The sequence below is a fragment of the Peptostreptococcaceae bacterium genome (assembly GCA_016649995.1).
GTDB lineage: Bacteria > Bacillota > Clostridia > Peptostreptococcales > BM714 > BM714.
In genome coordinates this window covers 1-19,950 of record JAENWJ010000028.1, presented here as the reverse complement: position 1 = coordinate 19,950, position 19,950 = coordinate 1, and the positions used below count along the sequence as shown (strand labels likewise).

Here is a 19,950-nt window from a genome sequence, read left to right as displayed (position 1 = left end):
TTTGATTTTTTTGAACTTGCCAAGATACTCGAAAACAACGACATCAGCATCGTTTTTCTCAGCGAACTTAATAATCTGGCTGGCAGTGTCATTGACAATTTGTTTCTGTAGGTTGTTAATCTTTCGCCAGTGATTCGGAAATTTATTTTTACTATTTTGACCGGACTGCTTTTGTGCTTTTTTAAGTCTGCCGAGTCTATGAAGCAATTGGTCTTTTTCTACTGACTGGTTTATGAATACCCGGTCAATGACAGTACCATCAGACTCAACTTGAAGTTTCTTTTCGTTATAGTTGAATAAATTGGATTTGTGGCTAGAAATAATCCCAAGAGCCTCTGCTGTTGCACTTCGTCTGAAGTACGAAGGAAATTTATGAAAGTTTTCGTCAAACTGCGTGTATTTTGGCGAAGGGTTATCTTTGGTTTGATGGATCAGTTTTTCCACTTGGTTAAAGCGTTCCTTTGATGTTTCTAGAATTGCAAGGTCTTCACGATAAATAAAGAGCGTTGCCCCTGCTTTCCTGTCAAAAGGTGTCAGACCCAGGGCTCCAAGTTGAGATTTTAGTCCATGCAATCATCGCAGTGGTTCACGACTTCGATCCGTCATCCAAAACAAACCGATCAAGCTGATGAAAGACCAAAAGACGATATATGCAGCAGGGATCAACGTTATATTGGTTTTTGATATCAGCCATGTTACTATCATTGGCGTAGATCCACCAATCATGCCCATACCAACGTTAAAGGAAATCGAGTAACCTGAGCGCCGATCACGGCTGGGAAAGAGTTCGGCAAACATAGTAGGAGCTACACCACTAATAACTGCCATGAATAAAGCCAAAACCAGCTGTGCCACCCAAGCAGATATCATACTTCCGCCTTTTAGCCACATCATCATGGGAAAGGATATGATTGCAATCATAACTATACTGATGGACACAAAGTGCGTCCGCTTGATAAAGCGATCCGAAATCCAACCCATCAAAGGAATCAGCAACATGATCTCAGCCGTTGCAACTGTATTGATCTTCATTACATCCTTCAAAAGGAAACCATTGTATTCATTCAGCCAAGTAGGAAGGTAGACCATAATTAGATAAAAAAGTGCTCCATAGCCAGAGGCAAAAATCATCCCTTGCATGGTCTCCTTCAAATTCTTGGAAAACACCTCTTTTATTGGTGAAGTTTTCCTTTCTTTTGGTTTGTTTTCCACAAAATGAGGAGATTTTGGGAGGTTTTTTCTCAGCATAACTGAAAAGCCCCCTAAAATACCCCCAAATAGAAAAGGTACCCTCCAACCCCAGGCCATGAGCGTAGCATCGCTAAAAAAATTTGTTGCCAGCGAAGCCGCAAGGGAACCCAATAACATTCCTGCTCCACTACCCACGTTGGCCCAGCTTCCAGACAAACCCCTTTTCTTCGGAGGTGAAGTCTCTACCAAATACGTTACCGAACTTGAAAACTCTCCTCCTACAGACAGTCCCTGGATTAATCGAATCAAGACGAGTAATATTGGTGCAAAAATTCCAATGCTTTTATAGGTTGGGAGCAGACCTAGTGCAAAAGTGGGAATCATCATCATCGCTACAGAGATAATCATTGTTTTACTTCTCCCATAGGTATCCCCAATCCAACCAAATAATCCTGCTCCAATAGGTCTCATGACAAATCCTGAAGCAAAAATACCATATGTAGCAAATAAAGATAAACTGCCATAATCACTAGGAAAAAAAAGTCGCGAAATAATTACTGCCATAAATCCATATAGAGCAAAATCGTACCATTCAACAATATTACCTATAAGACCAGCTATTATTGCCACACTTCTTTTATTCTTTGGTAAATGAAACATAAATCTTAGACCTCCTCTTTTCTTCTCTTTTAATTACTCTCTTTTCTACGATTTTTCCGATTTTCGGTACTTGTCCCAAATCCTCCGGAGGGGCATCTCCTGCGCCATCCAACACCGTCGGATAACCAAAGCAATAATCATCCACAATTTTTTCCAGTGCTATATTGATCTCCCACTCATCTCCAAAGTCGTATACATAATGCAACAACCTATAGGTTTCCAGGTATTTGTCGATTTTTATGGATGATGGCGTTCTGATGATCATTTTTACCTGTTCCTTGTTTTTTACGGTCCAGCGATAATTTTCATACACTTGCTCATCGTTGGTGATATAGAGATTTCTTCTTTTACATCAAAAAAATACAGATGAATATCTCCTCCATAGCCGCTTTGAAAGTTGGTGACATATTGGATGGTGTCGTGGAGTCGTTTAAAAGGACCTTGGCCCCATAACTCCGGACACAAGATGTAAAATAAAAAACAGAAATTTAATATGAAATTTTGAAAACATTGCTGATAGTGCCTATTGTAGTGCGTTTTTTATGAAACCTAGTACTGTCCGGTAAAAAGGTGTCAGACCCAATTCATGTGAAGCAATAACCCCGTCCTGCTTTTCTACTACGATTTAATGCAAATATTTTATATTTTAGTGAAATTATAATGATTTTTATGCAAATTCATTTGAGTTTTATTGAAATCATTTCTCTAAATATTGATATATTAATTTGTTTATTTTTACGCTCGCCCACCTGCTTTATGGACAAAAAAATGTCTGTCCCTTTTTAGTCCTTTTCCAGGTGAAGCAATAACCCCGTCCCCCCTGCTTTACCTGTATTTACTCGAATTTTCCTATTTTCATCTTTACATCTTTTGCAAATCTGCTGAGATAGGTGTCTATATACGCACCTATCTCTAAATTAGCATCCGTAATCAACGGCGTTAAATCCATGGCAAAGGACATTTCCTCAGCCAAATCCAATGCATGCGATGCTGAAAATGTGGCGTTTGCTTTTTTTCTTCCTGCAATGGCTAGATCATATCTCTTCCCACCGCTTATTTGAGAATCAAAAACACTGACCAAAGCCGCTCCAATGTTTTGATGCGAACTAAGATCAAAAGCTACTTTATCCTCATCTAATAACCAATCTAAATTCCTCCATACCTCGCACCCGTAAATTTTCTCGAGCCTATATTCCTTAGGCAACTCTCTAAGGGCTTGTATCACCCTAACAGCCGTTGCCACATGAGTATCATGTTTGTCAGCCAAATTGTGCGTATATATTATAGTAGGTCTTGCTATTTTAATGAGTTCTACCAATTCTTCCACAAGCCTAGGCTTATCGCTTTTTTTTACATCCGAACTACTATACCCCATCAATACTTGCGCACCGTATTCACCTATAACAGCTGCCTTTTTTTGTTCTTTCTTTCTTATCTCCTGCATCTGCTCATCAGTGAAGTTTGCATATATACCCTCTCTGGGGCTTCCTCCTCCATTGGTTACCACGACACCTGTAAACCATTGATCACTCACACCAAAGCACTTCAAAATACCGTCTAAAGACATTAACTCTATGTCATCCTGATGTGCCGCAATCGACATATGCGTTGTTTTCTCAAGCGCATTTTTAATCATGTCTCCATCCGGTATGAAAATCTCGGCATTCATATTTTTTAGTTGCATGTCCATTCCCACCCTTCAGATTATTCTATAACCGGCAAGCTCGCAGCCGCAACTGCTTGGCCTATTCGTCGATCGCTTTCATCCGGAATATGCAGGTTGATAGTTGAAGATAATTCAGGAAACTCTACATCCATTACCTTTTTAGCCATGTTAAGAATAATATTTCCACCTTCCCCCGAGGTCACTCTCCCGAGTATTAATAGGTGTTTAATATTATAAAATTCAGCGTAGTAAGGTATTGTATATCCTAGATATACCCCTATGGTTTCATAGATATTTCCGGCCCCTTCATGTCCCTCTTCCATCAATTTTTGCACTACTTTTAATTTCTCTGCAGGGGACAAACCCTCTTCTAATTGAATGCCTGCAGCCGGTGCCAGTTTTATGACTGCATCTTGGGAAAAATATTTAACACCGCATCCATAATCTCCGGACCATTCATCAATCATAGCATTTGGATTTAAATCAACCGGAACAAACGCCAATTCGTTTAGCCATCCCTTTATATTGCCCTCATCGTCTATATATCCGGCCGCTTCACTGGTACCCATGGCAATGCCAAGTATATTGGAATCATTTAACGACATGGCTCCTGCCAATGCAGTAACATCACCATCATTTCGAACCAGCAAAGGTACATTATCCCATTCCCTTTGTATATTTAAATAGATATCTTTTACCTTTTGATCAAACAAATCCGGGGGCACCTTTAAAAATAGAGAAGCAACCATAGTTCTATTGTTTACATATATTCCGGCAGAACTAACGCCAATAGCATCTACCCTTGGCAAATGTTCAGCCGCAGTTTTTATAGCTGTCGATATTTCCATGTAGTGATAATCAGGATCAGATTGTGTCTTTGGATGCCATACGACTTCCTCGCTATAGACTACCTCACCATTCTTTAAGGCCACAACCTTCCTGTCACTTCCTCCGGCATCAAATCCTATTCTGCATCCATCTAAATTTCTACTAAGCAATGGCACGATCTCCAATTCCTCTGGGACCTCATCGATGCCTACGCTGCACACTTCAAAGTCTTTTTCATATACCCGGGACATAAACAAGGCATCGAACGCCCTTAGCCCTCCCGTCGAATAGGTCTTCTTAACAAAATCACCGATTTTTTTTGACCCGCCAATGGTAATTTTCCAACCGCCCTTTATCCAAAGAATGGTCTTAATGAGCCTTTCGATATATCGATCATTATTTTCCTCTAATTCTGATTCCTCACTAAAAACTTTGGTTTCAAAAATATATACCTGATTATTTTCTCTTTCTATCGCTATTTTTATAGGAATGCTCTTTTCATAAAGTGCAACGGCTCTTATGAAAGCCCTATTTTCTAAAATAGTGGGTCTAAATGCCGGATCAAGTATAGGCATGATCTTTGGTTTTATATGAACATCATCAAAAAACATTTGTATTCCCCCTCAAATTAAACTACTCCTTTTTCCACTAATAGCGTAGCATCCGAATGCAGATGAAGCAATGTAGCCGGAACAGAAGTAGTGATCTCTCCCTTTAAAATTTCCTTGACAATTTTCGATTTATTTTTCCCGCTTATTAATATAACTACTTTTTTAGACTTCAAAATACTCGACATTCCAACCGTTATTGCATGGGTAGGCACATCCTTGACATCATTAAAAAATCTAGCATTCGCATCTATTGTTTCCTGTTTCAATCCGGTTAAATGTGTCTTTGTATCTAGCTCGCTGGCAGGTTCATTAAATCCGATATGCCCGTTTACACCCAGCCCCAATATTTGCAAATCGATACCCCCGGCTCTATCCATTAATTCATCATATCTTTCGCACTCTGCCGCCACGAAATCCGTGTTTCCATTTGGTATATTAAAGTTCTCCGGTTTAATGTTTATATGTTTAATCAAATTTTCCATCATATAATATCTATAGCTTTGGGGATTTTCCGGTGAAATTCTGTAGTATTCATCCAGGTTAAAAGTAGTCACCTGCGAGAAATCAATTTCATCAGATTCATACATTTTTATCAATTCTTTATACAAGCCCAGAGGCGTGGCGCCTGTGCTTAAACCGAGAACAGAGTCAGGCTTATACCATATTTGTTCTGCTATAAGTTTAGCTGCCTCTATACTCAGTTCATTATAATCTTGGCAAATTACTTTTTTCATACATAAAACCCCCACCTATAGTTAAAGCCTTAGTCCCAACTAAATACCTTATACATTGGTCCTCAAGAAACTGCATAGTTTTATAATTACTTCCCTTATTCGATAAAGTTCACTCTCTCTATAACGTTTTCTCCATAACTTTTCATAGTCCATAAACCAATTCTCTATGGTAGTGGCAAGCTCGGCATCTTTCCGTTCTTCTTTAATAACCAATACAAATTGAAGCATCCACTTCATCCCTTGTATATCACAAAAAACCTCTACCAGATCATCGCTCATGGATCCCTTATAAAAAGGTGCTATCTCCGAGACACGTTCCTCAAGCACCTCTAGTCTGTCAAAGCTTTCTATTAAAAGTGATTTTGCCAAACCTTGAAAATAATTGGTGATGTCTCCATAACTAAAATTATTATGATATCGCCCATAAAACCACTGCATTAGATGTTCCCAAGTAACAACCCGTTCGTCAGCAATGCCTTCAAGCATCGCGACGTAGGACTCGTGAAACAAAGTAACATCTGGCTTAGCGCTTGGATTCCACGCTTTTTTTGCGCCAAATTTAAACAAGGGAAGAGAAGTTGACAGATGATTAATCTGTCCAAAATCGCCCCAATCGGTCATCAAAACACCTGTCGCATTATATTTCACGCCGCAATCAATCATTTTACCTATATTGCCATAGGCGCGTTTATAGTCATTCATAAAATGGTTCCAGCCTGCTGTTGAAGGACATGTATAATAAGGCAAGCGGGTTTCCTCAAACACCTTGAAATCAGATTCCTTCACTTCACTTTCATACCACCAATGCAGCGGTATGGCATCTGAGCGGATCTCCCCGATAAACTCGGGATATTGTAAAATAACATCGCCCCAATACATTGGGATCTTGTCATGTTCAATAACCGTATCCAATATTTGATTCAAAAAATCTACATACATCCTCGCGCCGCCAACCTTAGCCAGCCTATCTTTATTGCGGCCCTTCCCCATATCATAGGTTTCATCACCACAGATATTCAGATATTTGCTTCGAAAACAAGGGCTAATCTCTTTAACCATTTGCCTCACAAGCTCCAGGCTCTCAGGATTCATACAATCGATTGTATGGTGCATCTGGCGGTTCATCCAGGAATAAGGTTCATCGTTAAAATCTTCATATTCGCATAAATGCTTAAAACTGTCGCCCTTTAGCACTTCATACAGATGTCCAAAGGTTGCAATGCATGGAATCAGTTCAATATGCCGTTGATGACAATAGGCATCAAGATCCATAAATTCCATGGGGGACAGACCGTCCTTTCCCATACTCGCTTCACTCATAAATGAAAACTGAAAGGTATGTTCCATATACATCTGCAACTGATTAACCTTATTGTGAGACAAAAAATCAATAACCTCTTTTAGATACGATAATTTTGGAATGCGCCCCCGGGTAATATCAAGCATGACACCTCTGTGTTTAAAATAAGGTTGGTCCACTGTGACCCTTTCACTTAACCTGAGGCCTTTACTCATAATAAGATCAATAAGTGTAGCCACCCCATAATATTGCCCAATATGCGTTGATGCAACAATTTCAATGGTTTTTGGCGTAATACGAATTTGATAGCCTTCCGGCGATGGAACTTCCTTATCTGATAAAATAAAATAAATTGCGTTCCCCTCTCTATCTTCATGAACCAGCTGGCTTTTCTCCTGTATATATAATATCGGTTCATAGGAAAACTTTTTATCTAAAAAAGATTTTATCTTTTCATAGGGAGATCCCAAGAAAACAGGATCCCCTTGTTGGATGAATATCTTTGTATTGGGTAGTATTGTAAATGTATTGCATTTTGCTTTTTCCATGGTATAGCCTCCAAATCAATTTCCATAAGTAGCAAAGTACTATTCTTTTATCCTTATGTTAATTTTAAAAATATTTCATGATTAGTTAATTATTCTATTAGTCTCACTCAAAATCCTTTATGTGTTTTTATCCGGAAGGCCTTTTTCAGTACGAAAATCATTTCCTCTCTACTCATGTATTTAGTAATTAACGTGAAGCGGCAACCCCGTCCCCCTGCTTCTGTTCGCACCCCTACCCCTGCTTCTGTTTGCATGTATCTAAAAAGGCAGGTCACTTTTCCCCGGATCTCTATGGGCTGTGGCCTCTTCGTCCACCCAGTCTTCCTCTTCATAAATCATGCCTTTTCTGCCTTCTACCTTTCTGGTTGGGCCCGCTTTGTAAAGTGCGCAGGAAAGTGGCCCATAGCAGAAGGTCTCGAAGCGATACTTCTTATCACCTTTGTTCCAATTATCTACAATAATCTCCACCGGCATCCTACATCCCCATATGCAGGTGGCGCATTTTGTTTTATAGGTTTTTGCCGACAATCTCCTGTGTCCCCTTTGCCTGTAAACTTCAAGCTCAGGCGGTACGTCTTCCCATGGCGGAGAAACCGACTCTGCTTCCGCGTGGCCATTCTTCTTTAACTTTGATACCTTGTAAAACTCCACAGGCTCCATGTTGGAATCGGCAACTATCAGGCACTCTCCGGATATCTCATCCCCTATGCAGAACTGATGTTTCTTCTCAGCAGCCTTTCCTATTCCAACAGAAAAGTCTCGTTCTTCCTCGCCGATAGAACCTTTGATGAAAAGCCCATAGCCCATATAGTTATGCTGCCTCTCATCGAAAGAGCGCAACAACCTGATTCTGGGTTGTACCGATATGATTATTCCCTTAAAAACCAGTTTCCCATCACTCATTATTATGACCTCCTCCACCGCTTACCCTCCAAACAAGATTAGCAGACACCCCTGTTATTCTGGCAAGTTGCCTTGTTGATATGCTCTCAAGCTTTAGTATCTCCTTTATAATCTCTTTCTTCTTATCTAAAGGCTCATTCCGAATCATAACAGGTTTGATTTTGAAAATTTCCTCTATCCTTTTCTTTGCTTCGTTATCGGTGATTCTGTTTTTCTTTTCCTTCACATCCAGGCATTGGGACGAATTCGGTTCATCCATGAATTTTATGAATTCACGGATAGCCCTATCACGATTACCACTGAACATACCTAGCACTTCTTCCCTGTCTATGAGTCTTCTATTCCTCACATACTCAAGATAGCTGCTCCACTCGTATTTTGATATATCCCCTTCAATTCCAGCCTTCATTGGATTTTGGTGGATATATCTTAAAACCGTTAAAAAATATGCATCCGTCTCCACAGGCTCGCTCTTAAATCTGTCTTGGAACAGATTCCCTATGCGGTCATATTTATGGTTGTACCAATATACATAGCTTCCGCCTATTCGTCTCATTATCTGTTCGAGAGGCTCCTTGCCTACTTTAAGCAACAAATGCACATGGTTTCCCATGAAGCAATATGCGTAGATATTATACCCGCATTGCTCTTTATACCCAAGCAATGTCTGCAGCAGCTTTTGCCTGTCCTCGTCATCCTCGAATATGCTCTGGCGGTTTATACCCCTCACTATTATATGATATATCTCACTTTGGCTTTTTTCTCTTGCCCCTCTTGGCATTTCTATCACCTCAAGATTAGTTTATATTATTGTGAAATTCATGTGAAGCAATAACCCCGTCCCCCTGCTTTCAAAATGGTATAGCCAAAAGAGTGATAGGGCTACCGCGTCAAGAACTATTGCTTAATTGAATTAACCGCTCATCAATAAAAGGCTTGATATATGCGTTATGGGATTCATGAAAAGCAACAACCCCGTCCCCTGCATTTCCCCCTGCATTTCGAAAAGTGCCGGGGGTTTTCGAACTTGACTAAAAGCAAACCCAACAGTTTACCTACCAAGCAGGATTAAAGCACCAGCAGCCATAGCAAGTAAAGCTAGTATCATACCAATGGCTGGTATTGGAACTTGGACCACTTGCACTAGGCCGGTCATGATGAGCCAAATGCCTAATAATAGCATTCCCAGTTTTTTGTTAACAAGTTTCATATTGTTCCCCTCCGTTTATGCATAGGTTGTATTACGGCTACCAAACAAATCTCTCGTATAAACTTTTTCAACTACATCTTTAATTTCATCAGATAATCGGTTTGTACCAATCACATCAGAAATCTTCTTAAACTCATCAAAATCCTTAATTACTCTTGAATGGTAAAATTCATCTTCTTGAAGTGCTGGCTCATATACAATGACTTCGATAATACATTTATTGGTTTGTTATGTATATTTCAATTTGTCTAGGTGCTTAATACAGAAATACCCAGACAAAAGATTCGGAAACACTCAAACACTATATCAGGGACATTTGAACACTTCGTTATTAAATTTAGTATAGTATATGCACTTTCATACCTTGCTCGAATGTATAGCCTAGTTCCCAACCAAGTTCAGTTGTAATCTTGGTATTGTCGATAGCATCTCTTCTGTCATGGCTGGTCTATCTTTCACATATTTAATTAGACATTCTGAGTTTATTACATAAAGCAGCAACCCCGTCCCCCTGCTTTTCAAAACTAACCCCTCCTAAATCGGATATTATAGAAGGGGATTGCGTTTTTAATTTTGTTCATAAATGATAGATGCTACTTTATCTTGAAGTTCAAAAATATTTACATCTGGTTTTAATCCGACAATCTCGCCTTGATTGTTAACCCCAATGATGAGTTTGCCTCCTCCAGTATTGGAAAATGCAATAATAGTTTTTGCTAAAGTAACACTATTTGGTATTTCAACTTTAAATTCTATATTCTTGCCTTCTCCATTCTGAATGGCATTTAATAAACTCATCTGGTGTCTCCTTCTCTTAACGATTTCCGAACCATTGTTAAACCATTGTTGAGCCATCGTCGAACCATTGTTGAGCCATCGTTAAACCATTGTTGAGCCATCGTCGAACCATTGTTGAGCCATCGTTAAACCATTGTTGTGCTATCGTTTAACTATCGTTATGCCATCGTTAAACCATTGTTGTGCCATTGTTAAACCATTGTTGAGCCATCGTCGAACCATTGTTGAGCCATCGTTAAACCATTGTTGTGCTATCGTTTAACTATCGTTATGCCATCGTTAAACCATTGTTGTGCTATCGTTTAACTATCGTTGTGCCATCGTTCCGCCATCGTTCCGCCATCGTTGTGCTATCTTTGAACCATCGTTGTCCTATCGTTAAAACTATTGTTTATCCTTTAACCTTTTCGAGTTTCTTTTGTGTGCTTTTTATATGTTCAATAAAATCTCTCTCAACTTGCGTCAATTGCTCTTTGCTTCGTTCTTTATATTTCTCATATTCCAGTTCTGCTTTAGTTTTAGCTTCTTCATGACTGATTTTTCCTGCATGATCTAGCAATTCACTTCCACTCATTTTTATAAAGTCATTTAATTTCTCTATCCAATCTTTCATATACATCGGACGTTGCCTAATTGCCTGAATTTCAGCAAATTCTAAATATGCAGTTACTAATCTGTTCAAAATCTTTATCTCATCTTCATTTAAATAATTCTTTGCAATTGATACATCAGTTTTTCTTAAAATTTTACGATCAAAGGATGTCATACCCATGAACTCTTCATCTACATTAGATCTCAAATAGACAATCTCTGCAGCCGTATGTCCATGAGCTGCATAATGCATCTTATTCTGTACAATTTTAAAAAACACTTTAGATTCTTCTGCATTAGGACTGTAATCAATACTTGTAGCATATATACCTAAAATTTGTCGATAGAATACCTTCTCACTAGATCTGATGTCGCGAATTCTTTCCAGCAACTCTTGAAAATAATTTCCGCCACCTGCATTCTTGAGGAGGTCATCATTTATGGCAAAACCTTTTTTCAGATACTCTTTTAAGGTCCTATTTGCCCAAATACGAAATTGTGTCCCACGTAGCGACTTTACTCGATAACCGACTGAGATAATCACGTCGAGGTTATAATAGTCAACCTGATAGGTTTTACCATCAGGCGCAGTTGTTGCAAAATTTGCAACAACTGAATTACGTTCAAGTTCACCCTCAGTAAAGATATTTTTTATGTGTCGGGAGATTGTAGATTTATCCCGCTGAAATAGCCCTGCCATTTGATCTATTGAAAGCCAAACGGTATCGCCATCAAAATTTGTTTCAATTTTCGTTAAACCATCCTCAGTCTGATACATGATTATTTCAGAGTTCATCACTTCACCCCGTCTATCGTTGAGCCATCTTTGAACCATCGTTGAACCATTGTTAAACTATCGTTCCGCCATTGTTGTGCTATCGTTGTGCTATCGTTGTGCCATCGTTGAACCATTGTTGAGCCATTGTTGAACCATTGTTAAACCATCGTTGAGCCATTGTTGAACCATTGTTGAACCATTGTTAAACCATTGTTAAACCATTGTTAAACCATTGTTGTGCTATCGTTCTCTATTATTATATCACTTTATTATATGTCTCCACGAGCCCCTGAAGTGCGGCTTCGACAAGGCTATATTTTTCATCTTCGGCGATGATTCTCAAGGCATCTAAATTGGATTTTAGTTTCTCCATTGTTATGCCGTTGGCCTTGCCTATGAAGATTTTTTCGTTTTCGGTTTTTTCTATTCCTTCCTCGTCCATTAGAAGTTCTTCGTAAAGTTTTTCTCCGGGTCTGAGGCCTGAAAACTCTATCTGTATATCCTTGTCGGGCTCTAGTCCTGAAAGGCGGATAAGGTCGCGCGCCAGGTCGATAATCTTGAATGGCTCGCCCATGTCAAGAACGAAAATCTCCCCGCCCTTTGCCATGGCTCCGGCCTGAAGCACTAGGCTTACGGCCTCGGGTATGGTCATGAAGTAGCGTATTATGTCCGGGTGGGTCACGGTCACCGGACCACCGCGTTCTATCTGTTTCTTAAAAATAGGGATTACGCTACCATTAGATCCAAGAACATTTCCGAAGCGGACTGCAACGAAATCGGTTTCGCTTTCCTTGTTCATGGCCTGGATAATCTTCTCGGCGATGCGCTTTGTTGCTCCCATGACACTGGTGGGGTTTACGGCCTTGTCTGTAGAGATCATTACAAATTTCTTGACATGATACTTATGGGAAAGTTCTACCATATTGAGGGTTCCGAAGACATTGTTCTTAACGGCTTCTATGGGATCCGTCTCCATGAGTGGCACGTGCTTATGGGCGGCGGCATGAAATATTTTTTGAGGCCTGTACATTTTGAAGAGTTCCTCCATGCGTTTTCTGTCGCGGATGGAAGCTATATGGAAAGAAACGTTCAAACCAGGATATTTCAATTGAAACTCCCGTTGGAGTAAGTAAGATGTGTTTTCGTTGACATCGATTATTATTAGTTGCTTTGGCTCATACTTGGCAATCTGCCTGCAGAGCTCCGAGCCTATTGACCCCGCTCCGCCGGTCACTAGAATAATCTTTCCTGTTATGTATTCGCACATATCGTCGATGTTCATCCTAACGGGTTCCCGTCCCAGAAGGTCCTCCACGGCTACGTCCCTTATATGGCTTACGCTGACCTTTCCGTCTATGATTTCGTATACTCCCGGAAGGGTTTTAAGCTTGCAGCCTGTCTCCTTGCATATGGATAATATTTTCTTTAATTTGGCTCGCTCCAGGGAAGGTATGGCTATTATAATTTCGGCAATCCGTTCTTTCTTTACCACATCCGGAATATCATGACAATTGCCCAAGACTTTCACTCCGTGGATTTTTTTATGCAGCTTGTATTTGTCGTCATCTATGAAACCAACTGGTTTGCCATCAACAATGTGATTGCCCAGCATTTCATTCACCACCAAGGCTCCTGCCTGCCCGGCCCCAACTATGAGTGTCCTCTTCTTCAGGTGTGGGTCCTGATGATTGATGGACCTAACCTGCCTGAAAAAACGATAGGAAAAACGCAGGCCTCCTGTCAAGCCTGTGGAAATGATAAAAAGGAGCAGAAAGATACTCCTTGGCATGGGAGTCTCAGTTATCATATAAAGTGCGAATATTCCTATGGCTCCTGTGAGATTCGCGGCTACTATGCGGACTAGTTCGTCCACACTGGCAAAGCTCCAGAGGCTGTTGTAAAGGCTAAAGAACCAAAAGACGGTGATCATTATAAGAGAAATGGCCCAAGCGTGGATTCTGTAAGATGCAAACCAGTTTTCGGGCAGGGTGAATTCAAAGCGCAGTAGAAGGGCCCCAATGGCTGCGGCGTTTATGAAAAGCACATCTAAGAGCATTAGAAAAAGCACTCTTGTCCTAGGCCTGATGCTTATATGTATGCTGTTGAGCTTCCGGCTCAACAGGTATGTGATATTGTTTTTTTGCTCTGATTTCCGAGAATCCATTTTATTTTCCTTTTTATGAGAAGTGCCAGAACACCCGTGACTTTAGTCGTGGGATAAATGGTATTATTTGCTTAAGCTATAGGACTCTTTTCGAAACCTACGTCCACTCCGGCTTTTGTTTCATTATTTTCCCAATATTCTATGAAAAATGCCCAGAAAACTCCTAACATGAGCCCCAGTACGGCCCCGATGGCAAGGTTTAAGGCCTTTCTTGGCGACACCGGTGACGAAGGCGGCAATGCCTTTGATACAACATAGCTTTCTTTATAGGTGTTCATAGGTGATTGCCCTGATATTTCCTGATTTATTGCTTCCAACCTTGTCTTAATATTTGCCACTTCTTCCTGTCTTTGTATCAACGCGAGATTGTCATTAAAAATTTTGCTTTGTATTTCCAAATACCTAGTATTCATTTCTTCGCTTTTCAGTTCGATGCTTAAAATTCCATTTCCATAATTACCCTGTGATAAAATAGTATTCAGCGCAGGGTCATCTACAAGATTTTTCTTCAATATTACGAATTCAGATGCTTCCGCAAGTTCTCCGGTGCTGGCTTCTAAAGTTTTTTGAATCAGACTGATGTCTTCATTGGCCTTAATCAGCATCTTTTCATAAATCGGAATGGCGATAGCTTTTGAATTGACTGCCATCTCATTTGCTATTTGCACCGCCAACTCCGAATCATTGTTTTTTACAGTGATTTCTATGAGGTTGGTGTCTTCAATAGACTCTATGGCAATCATTTTTTTAAGACTTTCCGTGTCTATTTCCTGTTCCTGCAGATTCAAATCCTCAATTGTGCTCGAAAGCACGTCGTAATTGGTTATTTGCACCGTGTAGTCCTCCAAGCCGACGGGGACACCACTAAGCCGAAGCATTGCTGTTGCCTCATATGATGGCTTCAGTATGAAAAAACTGTATACACCCGCAAGAACGATGCAGACAAGGGTTATCAATGCTATGGCTTTCTTCCTTTTTAATAATGCTTCAATCAATTCTCTTAGACTGATTTCTTCCTCGTATCCGCCTTGTATCGGTTCCATCCCTATTCCTCCGTAAACATAAGAAAGTCAATGCCATTTATAGTCTGTCAAACTATTTTCAATTTGCAGACGTTTTGTCTATGTCCGGCACCGCTAATTTATTATACAATAAGGCTAACGCAATTACAAATTCTAGGCTTTGTCAATATTTGCCGAAAATGGCTAATCCGCAATTATTCTCTTTATGCTTAAATACAAGGCTGATTGGTATGGCAAAGAAGTTGTCAGAGTCAGTCGGTGGTATCCATCGAGTCAAATCTGTTCGGAATGTGGCTATAGAGATGGCAAAAAATCTCTGGATATCCGAGAATGGGTTTGCCCAAACTGTGGTTCACTCCTAGACCGCGACATCAATGCCAGTATCAACATAAAAAACGAAGGGCTTAGAATGCAATCAGCATAAGCCTCAAATAGAGCCGTCGGGACGACGGGGATAGCTTAGTTAATAAGAGAAACCGCTGACACTAAAGAAACATTTTGGTATCAAGTAAGCTCTGTTCCTAAGAATTCCGTGATTTTAGCCATGGGAGGTTCAAGGCGAGCCATTCTCATCTGTGCATTTTTGCCGGCATTCTGTGATAAAAGCAGGTACAAAAGAGCATATTTATGTTAAGATGAACAGATAAAAAGGAGAATGATAATGGAAAATAAAAATAATATGAAAATAAAACAGCGCGACAGCAGCTTTACCGGCGTGCTTTACGTCACGGCGACTTATCTTTTCTGGGGAGTCCAGCCCATCTACTGGAAACAACTTGCCGCCTACAGTGCGGTGGAACTCATTGCCAATCGGATAGTATGGTCCTTCGTGTTCTTTATGATCATTTTGCGGTTGCAAAAAAAGATACCCCTTCTTAAAGTGGCATTCAAGGACAAGAAGCGATTCTTTATGACATGCGTGGCCGGGTATCTCGTCAGCGTCAATTGGCTCATCTACATCTACGCCGTAAACACGGGGCAGATTCTCGCCACCAGCCTGGGATATTACATATGCCCGCTTGTGAGCGTCATCCTCGGAATGATTTTTCTGAAGGAGCGGTTCAACAAGCTTCAGATGGTCGCATTCCTGCTTGCCTGCTCCGGGGTCGGGGTCGTGGCAATCAGCTACGGAAACCTTCCATGGATTGCCGTAAGCCTGCCGCTTCTATTTGGTGTGTACGGGCTTTTCAAGAAGATGATAGGACTAGACGCGGTGGTCAGCATGGTGATAGAGATAATGGCTATTCTTCCCCTCGGTCTTGGCTATATGATTTACATCGAAAGCACGGGGCAAGGACACCTGCTCTCCGATGGGGGATACATGACCTTTATGATGCTACTAACAGGAGTCGTTACGAGCCTGCCTCTCTGGTGGTTCGCAAAGGGAGCCTCGATGGTAAAGCTTTCCACAATAGGATTCATGCAATTTCTTGCGCCGACGATTAGCCTCATCATGGGAGTCCTCATGTACAATGAGCCATTCTCATCCGTGCAGCTTTACAGCTTCGGCCTCATATGGGCCGCCATCGCCGTGTTCATCTACACCATAGTGAAAAGGAGGTAGGAAGTAAAAAAAAGGACTAAAAAGGGACAGACGTTTTGGACTTCTTTTTTGCTATCTTTGTATAGTATTTGGTTTGGCTTATCCCTAAAATTCCATAAATTTCTTTGCCCGACAATACCGTTTCATTGGCAATGGCCAAATTCATGGCTTTTAGCTCTTCATCGCATGGCTTCTCCTTTTTTATTTGCCAATTTTTTACTAAGGCTTCGCATTTCTTGTAATCCTCAAAATGTTCCTGCGCTTGAAAAGATTCAAAATCGAAGCCATCCTCCTTTTGTGAAAAGGATATGAATCGCTTGCGCGCTTCTAAAAGCTTTGAATCAAATAGCTTTAAGATGGGATAGGTAGTAGTAAGGCCCTCTCCTGACAAATAATCCTTATAGCTGGACCAGAAGTACTCCACAGGGCTTGCAACCATGCCCGCCTTCACTGGATTTCTGTGGATATATCTCAAAACACAAAGCAAGTAATCCCCATTCTCCACAGGAAAACTCTTGTAACGGCTTTGAAAAACGTGTCCGACGGTTGCATTTTTGGCGTTGAAGTAATGGGCATACGTCTGATTAACCTCTTTGCAAAATTCGGGCAGCGTTTTGCACTCTATCAGCAGGTGGTAGTGGTTGCCCATGAGGCAATAAGCGTAAATTTTGGCCTCGTGGGCATTTTTAGCTCCAATAAGCAACTTCAAGAAATATCTGTTGTCCACCTCGTCAAGAAAAATTTCCTGCTTGCCGTTGCCCCTAGCCATTACATGATATATATCCGTTCCGCTTAATGCACGCTTTGTCCTCATAAACGCTTCCCCTTTCCAGTTGTATTTTCTTATTCTGCAATTCGTCTATCCGCCATCATGATTACTTTACAATTTTCACCCACTCTGCAAATGTGTTTCCATAAAATAAATGGGGTTATTTGTATGAAGCCGAAAATGTCTGTCCCTTTTTAGTTCTTTTAGCTAAAGCGAATCGATAAAGCGGCAAAATAGGATCGTCATCTCCGCGCGGGTTATGCGATTGTCTGGCCTGAAGGTTCCATCGGGATATCCTTTGAGTAGGCCTCGTTTGTAGGCGCATGCCATATATGTTCTGTAGCAATGTCCCTCTACGTCTGAAAAAGGCATGTCCGCGTCTTCATCAAGCTGCGTCCAGTTTTCGCTTTGATATAGCAACATTGCCACCTCACCCCTTGTGATTGGTCGGCTGAGGAGCAAATCATCCCCGAACGCATCCATAAGGATATCGACATCCATTCTGCTCAAAGAGGAAAGGGCATAACAGAGGCTCCAATCTCCCGCCGACATCTCGGGTAGGTCGCTTTTTCTAGGAGCATAATCCAAATCGAAGCCACAAAGCCTGACTCTTTCCAAAATGGCTATGCATTCTTCTATGGTGATTTCGTTTTCAGGCCTGAATGTCCCATCTTCGTAGCCTCTGATAAAACCTTTGTGACAAAATTCATCAATGGCATCTTCCGCCCAGTGATTTTCGATGTCTGTCATGGCATCATTTCCGGTTTCCATGGATGCTTCGACGAGGAGAGGGATTGTGCAGGTCTCTACGGTGCCTATGTCTGTTGCCGTCAAGTAAACGCTTCCCGGATTTTTTGAGATTATGCTTCCGTCGCTTAATATCTCAAGTATGCTGCTATCGGAACTTTCAAAGGTAAAGCTTTTATTTTCGATGATGTTCCCAAACTCGTCGTATGGAGTAACTATCTTTTTTATGTCCAGTATCGTTCCCGATGGCAACACGTAGGCTAAATTTATACCCATCCGGCTTACGGCTTCGGGGGATGGTTCTATTTCCCGTTTTCGTGCATTCTTCAAGATTAGTTCCCTCTGGGACAATACGCTTTTGTTTCCGGCTTTATCCCAGGCCCTGGCTTCCAGAATCCATATTCCTTTTTCTGAAATCCCAAATGGCTTATCATAGGTAATCCAAGCCGATTCGGTGCTTTTTATTAACCTGTATTCAATACTCTCGACGTCCGAATCCCGTTCCTGGGACAAAATTATTTCCACAGAGTTTCTTGATATTCCGTTTTCAGGGTCCATGGTTATGGTTGGAGGCGCCTGCGCCTCCTTGTCAATCCATGAAACCTCAGCCACGGCGCTACCGTTATTTCCCGCGGCATCCTCAAACTCGAAAGTGAAACTGCCGTTCGTGGTGAAATCATATGTGTTTAAACCGCCGTTGTTCGTTATTGTCACTGCGTTTTCGTCATATGTAGCAAGGGTAGCTATAACCGACTCGTTGGTTAAATCCGTCTCGCTATAAGAAATGTTGCCAGTGGGCGAAGTTGTATCAATCCAGTCGATTTTCAAATTTGATTCGCCACTCAAATTTCCGGCAAGATCACTTTGAAATGCTGTTAAAGAGACATTTTCATCAACCGCAAATGGATTTTCATATATGACATCCGAGGCTCCGTTCAAGCTATAATGGATGTTTGCATTTTCTTCTCCCGAAAGTGAAACCAAAACCGAACCGCTTGTAAGACTACTTGGATTAGTAGAAATACCAGGCTGAGTCGGGGATATCCTGTCAACTGTCAAGTCATGCTGCCACGTCAATTTAGTTTCTCCGGAACCTCCGTCATCCGAAAGAGCTATGCAGATATCTACTTGAGGCCCTTCCGGCAATTGCGATGCATCCCAGGAAGCGCTCCATGTTGCTGCATCCTTTGTGATGAGTCCTTCAACATCCCCTATGAATGCAGAAATGGAAACCTCGTCGCCATCGGCGTCCTGATAGGTGCCACCTAATATGAATGTCCCATCCGCTTTTATGTGCACGTCTCCATTCGGACTTATGATTGCCCCTCGCGGCATTTTACGAGTGGTTCCGATCCAATACATGTGAGCGAGACTCTCCACGTCATCGCTGTTCCTCGCGACTGCACCAATCTGATATTCCTTTCCTTCTTCAAGGTTTATAAATGTGCCCGTTGTCGTCATCCCAAAAACCATTTCTGAAACGCTTCCGGTTGCATCCGATAAGCAAACCTTGTTTTCTGTTCCATCCGACTGATTCGACCTGTCCATAGAATAACTCAAACTTTCGTTTGTCCTGCCCGTTATCGAAACCGACTCGGGGTTAGCCGCTAGTGTGTACATAAATGTGAAGCTGGAAAAGTTCCCAATGTTTCCTGCGGCGTCCTTAACCCGCGTTGTCGCTTTATATCTGGTATTCTCTTGAAGTCCTTCGAATAGATATTCCTGATTCTGATAATTATAAACTGAACCAATTGACGTCCCTATAGCACTAAATAGCTTGAAGTTATAACCTTTTATGTGTGCAGGCGCGACACATCCCTCCAACCCGGAAGCATTGGCTGTAACGCTTATTGAATCCGCACCTTCGACTTTCATGGTCGGATAATT

The 19,950-nt window shown here is 41.2% G+C and carries 18 protein-coding genes; 2 read left to right on the top strand and 16 right to left on the bottom strand.

Annotation, left to right across the window (positions count from 1 at the left end):
- From JJE29_06140 to JJE29_06075, 14 genes are all read right to left on the bottom strand, one after another.
- On the bottom strand, positions 1-573 hold a 573-nt coding region (locus tag JJE29_06140), incomplete at its 3' end, for a hypothetical protein (protein ID MBK5252196.1).
- Positions 574-1,851 carry an MFS transporter gene (locus JJE29_06135; protein MBK5252195.1) on the bottom strand — a complete coding sequence of 426 codons (1,278 nt, stop codon included), beginning with the start codon at positions 1,849-1,851 and terminating at the stop codon, positions 574-576. It lies immediately after the preceding gene.
- Positions 1,829-2,164 (bottom strand): hypothetical protein, encoded by a 336-nt coding sequence (locus JJE29_06130; protein ID MBK5252194.1) that lies wholly within the window; start codon positions 2,162-2,164, stop codon positions 1,829-1,831. The genes JJE29_06135 and JJE29_06130 overlap by 23 nt, the downstream gene beginning before the upstream one ends.
- Positions 2,165-2,686: 522 nt before the next feature.
- Positions 2,687-3,535 carry a PIG-L family deacetylase gene (locus tag JJE29_06125; GenBank protein ID MBK5252193.1) on the bottom strand — a complete coding sequence of 283 codons (849 nt, stop codon included), beginning with the start codon at positions 3,533-3,535 and terminating at the stop codon, positions 2,687-2,689.
- Between the two features lie 20 nt (positions 3,536-3,555).
- A complete protein-coding gene (locus JJE29_06120; protein MBK5252192.1) occupies positions 3,556-4,956 on the bottom strand; it encodes an ROK family protein in 1,401 nt (466 codons plus the stop codon).
- Between the two features lie 17 nt (positions 4,957-4,973).
- Positions 4,974-5,690, bottom strand: a complete 717-nt coding sequence (nagB, locus tag JJE29_06115) for a glucosamine-6-phosphate deaminase (protein MBK5252191.1) — start codon at positions 5,688-5,690, stop codon at positions 4,974-4,976.
- Between the two features lie 48 nt (positions 5,691-5,738).
- Positions 5,739-7,538, bottom strand: a complete 1,800-nt coding sequence (locus JJE29_06110) for a family 20 glycosylhydrolase (protein ID MBK5252190.1) — start codon at positions 7,536-7,538, stop codon at positions 5,739-5,741.
- Between the two features lie 258 nt (positions 7,539-7,796).
- Positions 7,797-8,441, bottom strand: a complete 645-nt coding sequence (locus JJE29_06105; protein ID MBK5252189.1) for a hypothetical protein — start codon at positions 8,439-8,441, stop codon at positions 7,797-7,799.
- Positions 8,434-9,222, bottom strand: a complete 789-nt coding sequence (locus JJE29_06100; GenBank protein ID MBK5252188.1) for a transposase — start codon at positions 9,220-9,222, stop codon at positions 8,434-8,436. The genes JJE29_06105 and JJE29_06100 overlap by 8 nt, the downstream gene beginning before the upstream one ends.
- Before the next feature lie 270 nt (positions 9,223-9,492).
- Positions 9,493-9,651, bottom strand: a complete 159-nt coding sequence (locus JJE29_06095) for a hypothetical protein (GenBank protein MBK5252187.1) — start codon at positions 9,649-9,651, stop codon at positions 9,493-9,495.
- A 567-nt stretch (positions 9,652-10,218) separates the two neighbouring features.
- On the bottom strand, positions 10,219-10,449 hold the full coding sequence (locus tag JJE29_06090; GenBank protein MBK5252186.1) for an ATP-binding protein: 231 nt from the start codon (positions 10,447-10,449) through the stop codon (positions 10,219-10,221).
- Positions 10,450-10,840: 391 nt separating this feature from the next.
- The gene (locus JJE29_06085) at positions 10,841-11,836 is read right to left on the bottom strand and encodes a virulence RhuM family protein (GenBank protein MBK5252185.1); all 996 of its coding nucleotides are present in this window, start codon (positions 11,834-11,836) and stop codon (positions 10,841-10,843) included.
- Positions 11,837-12,074: 238 nt separating this feature from the next.
- Positions 12,075-13,982: a polysaccharide biosynthesis protein gene (locus JJE29_06080; GenBank protein MBK5252184.1), complete on the bottom strand. Its 1,908-nt coding sequence runs from the start codon at positions 13,980-13,982 to the stop codon at positions 12,075-12,077.
- A gap of 71 nt (positions 13,983-14,053) precedes the next feature.
- Positions 14,054-15,025, bottom strand: a complete 972-nt coding sequence (locus tag JJE29_06075; GenBank protein MBK5252183.1) for a hypothetical protein — start codon at positions 15,023-15,025, stop codon at positions 14,054-14,056.
- A gap of 184 nt (positions 15,026-15,209) precedes the next feature.
- Here JJE29_06075 and JJE29_06070 point away from each other — a divergent pair, with 184 nt between their 5' ends.
- Positions 15,210-15,428, top strand: coding sequence for a transposase (locus tag JJE29_06070; GenBank protein MBK5252182.1), 219 nt, complete (start codon positions 15,210-15,212; stop codon positions 15,426-15,428).
- 237 nt (positions 15,429-15,665) lie between these two features.
- Positions 15,666-16,568, top strand: a complete 903-nt coding sequence (gene rarD / locus JJE29_06065) for an EamA family transporter RarD (protein ID MBK5252181.1) — start codon at positions 15,666-15,668, stop codon at positions 16,566-16,568.
- 16 nt (positions 16,569-16,584) lie between these two features.
- On the opposite strand, the gene JJE29_06060 is transcribed toward rarD, so the two are convergent.
- Positions 16,585-17,361 (bottom strand): transposase, encoded by a 777-nt coding sequence (locus JJE29_06060; protein MBK5252180.1) that lies wholly within the window; start codon positions 17,359-17,361, stop codon positions 16,585-16,587.
- A 162-nt stretch (positions 17,362-17,523) separates the two neighbouring features.
- On the bottom strand, positions 17,524-19,950 hold a 2,427-nt coding region (locus JJE29_06055; GenBank protein ID MBK5252179.1), incomplete at its 5' end, for an S-layer homology domain-containing protein.

Excerpts from the sequence above, each read along its gene's own strand:
- JJE29_06135 (MBK5252195.1), bottom strand. The coding sequence starts at position 1,851 with ATGTTTCATTTACCAAAGAATAAAAGAAGTGTGGCAATAATAGCTGGT.
- JJE29_06125 (MBK5252193.1), bottom strand. The coding sequence starts at position 3,535 with ATGCAACTAAAAAATATGAATGCCGAGATTTTCATACCGGATGGAGAC.
- JJE29_06120 (MBK5252192.1), bottom strand. The coding sequence starts at position 4,956 with ATGTTTTTTGATGATGTTCATATAAAACCAAAGATCATGCCTATACTT.
- nagB (MBK5252191.1), bottom strand. The coding sequence starts at position 5,690 with ATGAAAAAAGTAATTTGCCAAGATTATAATGAACTGAGTATAGAGGCA.
- JJE29_06110 (MBK5252190.1), bottom strand. The coding sequence starts at position 7,538 with ATGGAAAAAGCAAAATGCAATACATTTACAATACTACCCAATACAAAG.
- JJE29_06105 (MBK5252189.1), bottom strand. The coding sequence starts at position 8,441 with ATGAGTGATGGGAAACTGGTTTTTAAGGGAATAATCATATCGGTACAA.
- JJE29_06100 (MBK5252188.1), bottom strand. The coding sequence starts at position 9,222 with ATGCCAAGAGGGGCAAGAGAAAAAAGCCAAAGTGAGATATATCATATA.
- JJE29_06095 (MBK5252187.1), bottom strand. The coding sequence starts at position 9,651 with ATGAAACTTGTTAACAAAAAACTGGGAATGCTATTATTAGGCATTTGG.
- JJE29_06090 (MBK5252186.1), bottom strand. The coding sequence starts at position 10,449 with ATGAGTTTATTAAATGCCATTCAGAATGGAGAAGGCAAGAATATAGAA.
- JJE29_06085 (MBK5252185.1), bottom strand. The coding sequence starts at position 11,836 with ATGAACTCTGAAATAATCATGTATCAGACTGAGGATGGTTTAACGAAA.
- JJE29_06080 (MBK5252184.1), bottom strand. The coding sequence starts at position 13,982 with ATGGATTCTCGGAAATCAGAGCAAAAAAACAATATCACATACCTGTTG.
- JJE29_06075 (MBK5252183.1), bottom strand. The coding sequence starts at position 15,025 with ATGGAACCGATACAAGGCGGATACGAGGAAGAAATCAGTCTAAGAGAA.
- JJE29_06070 (MBK5252182.1), top strand. The coding sequence starts at position 15,210 with ATGCTTAAATACAAGGCTGATTGGTATGGCAAAGAAGTTGTCAGAGTC.
- rarD (MBK5252181.1), top strand. The coding sequence starts at position 15,666 with ATGGAAAATAAAAATAATATGAAAATAAAACAGCGCGACAGCAGCTTT.
- JJE29_06060 (MBK5252180.1), bottom strand. The coding sequence starts at position 17,361 with ATGAGGACAAAGCGTGCATTAAGCGGAACGGATATATATCATGTAATG.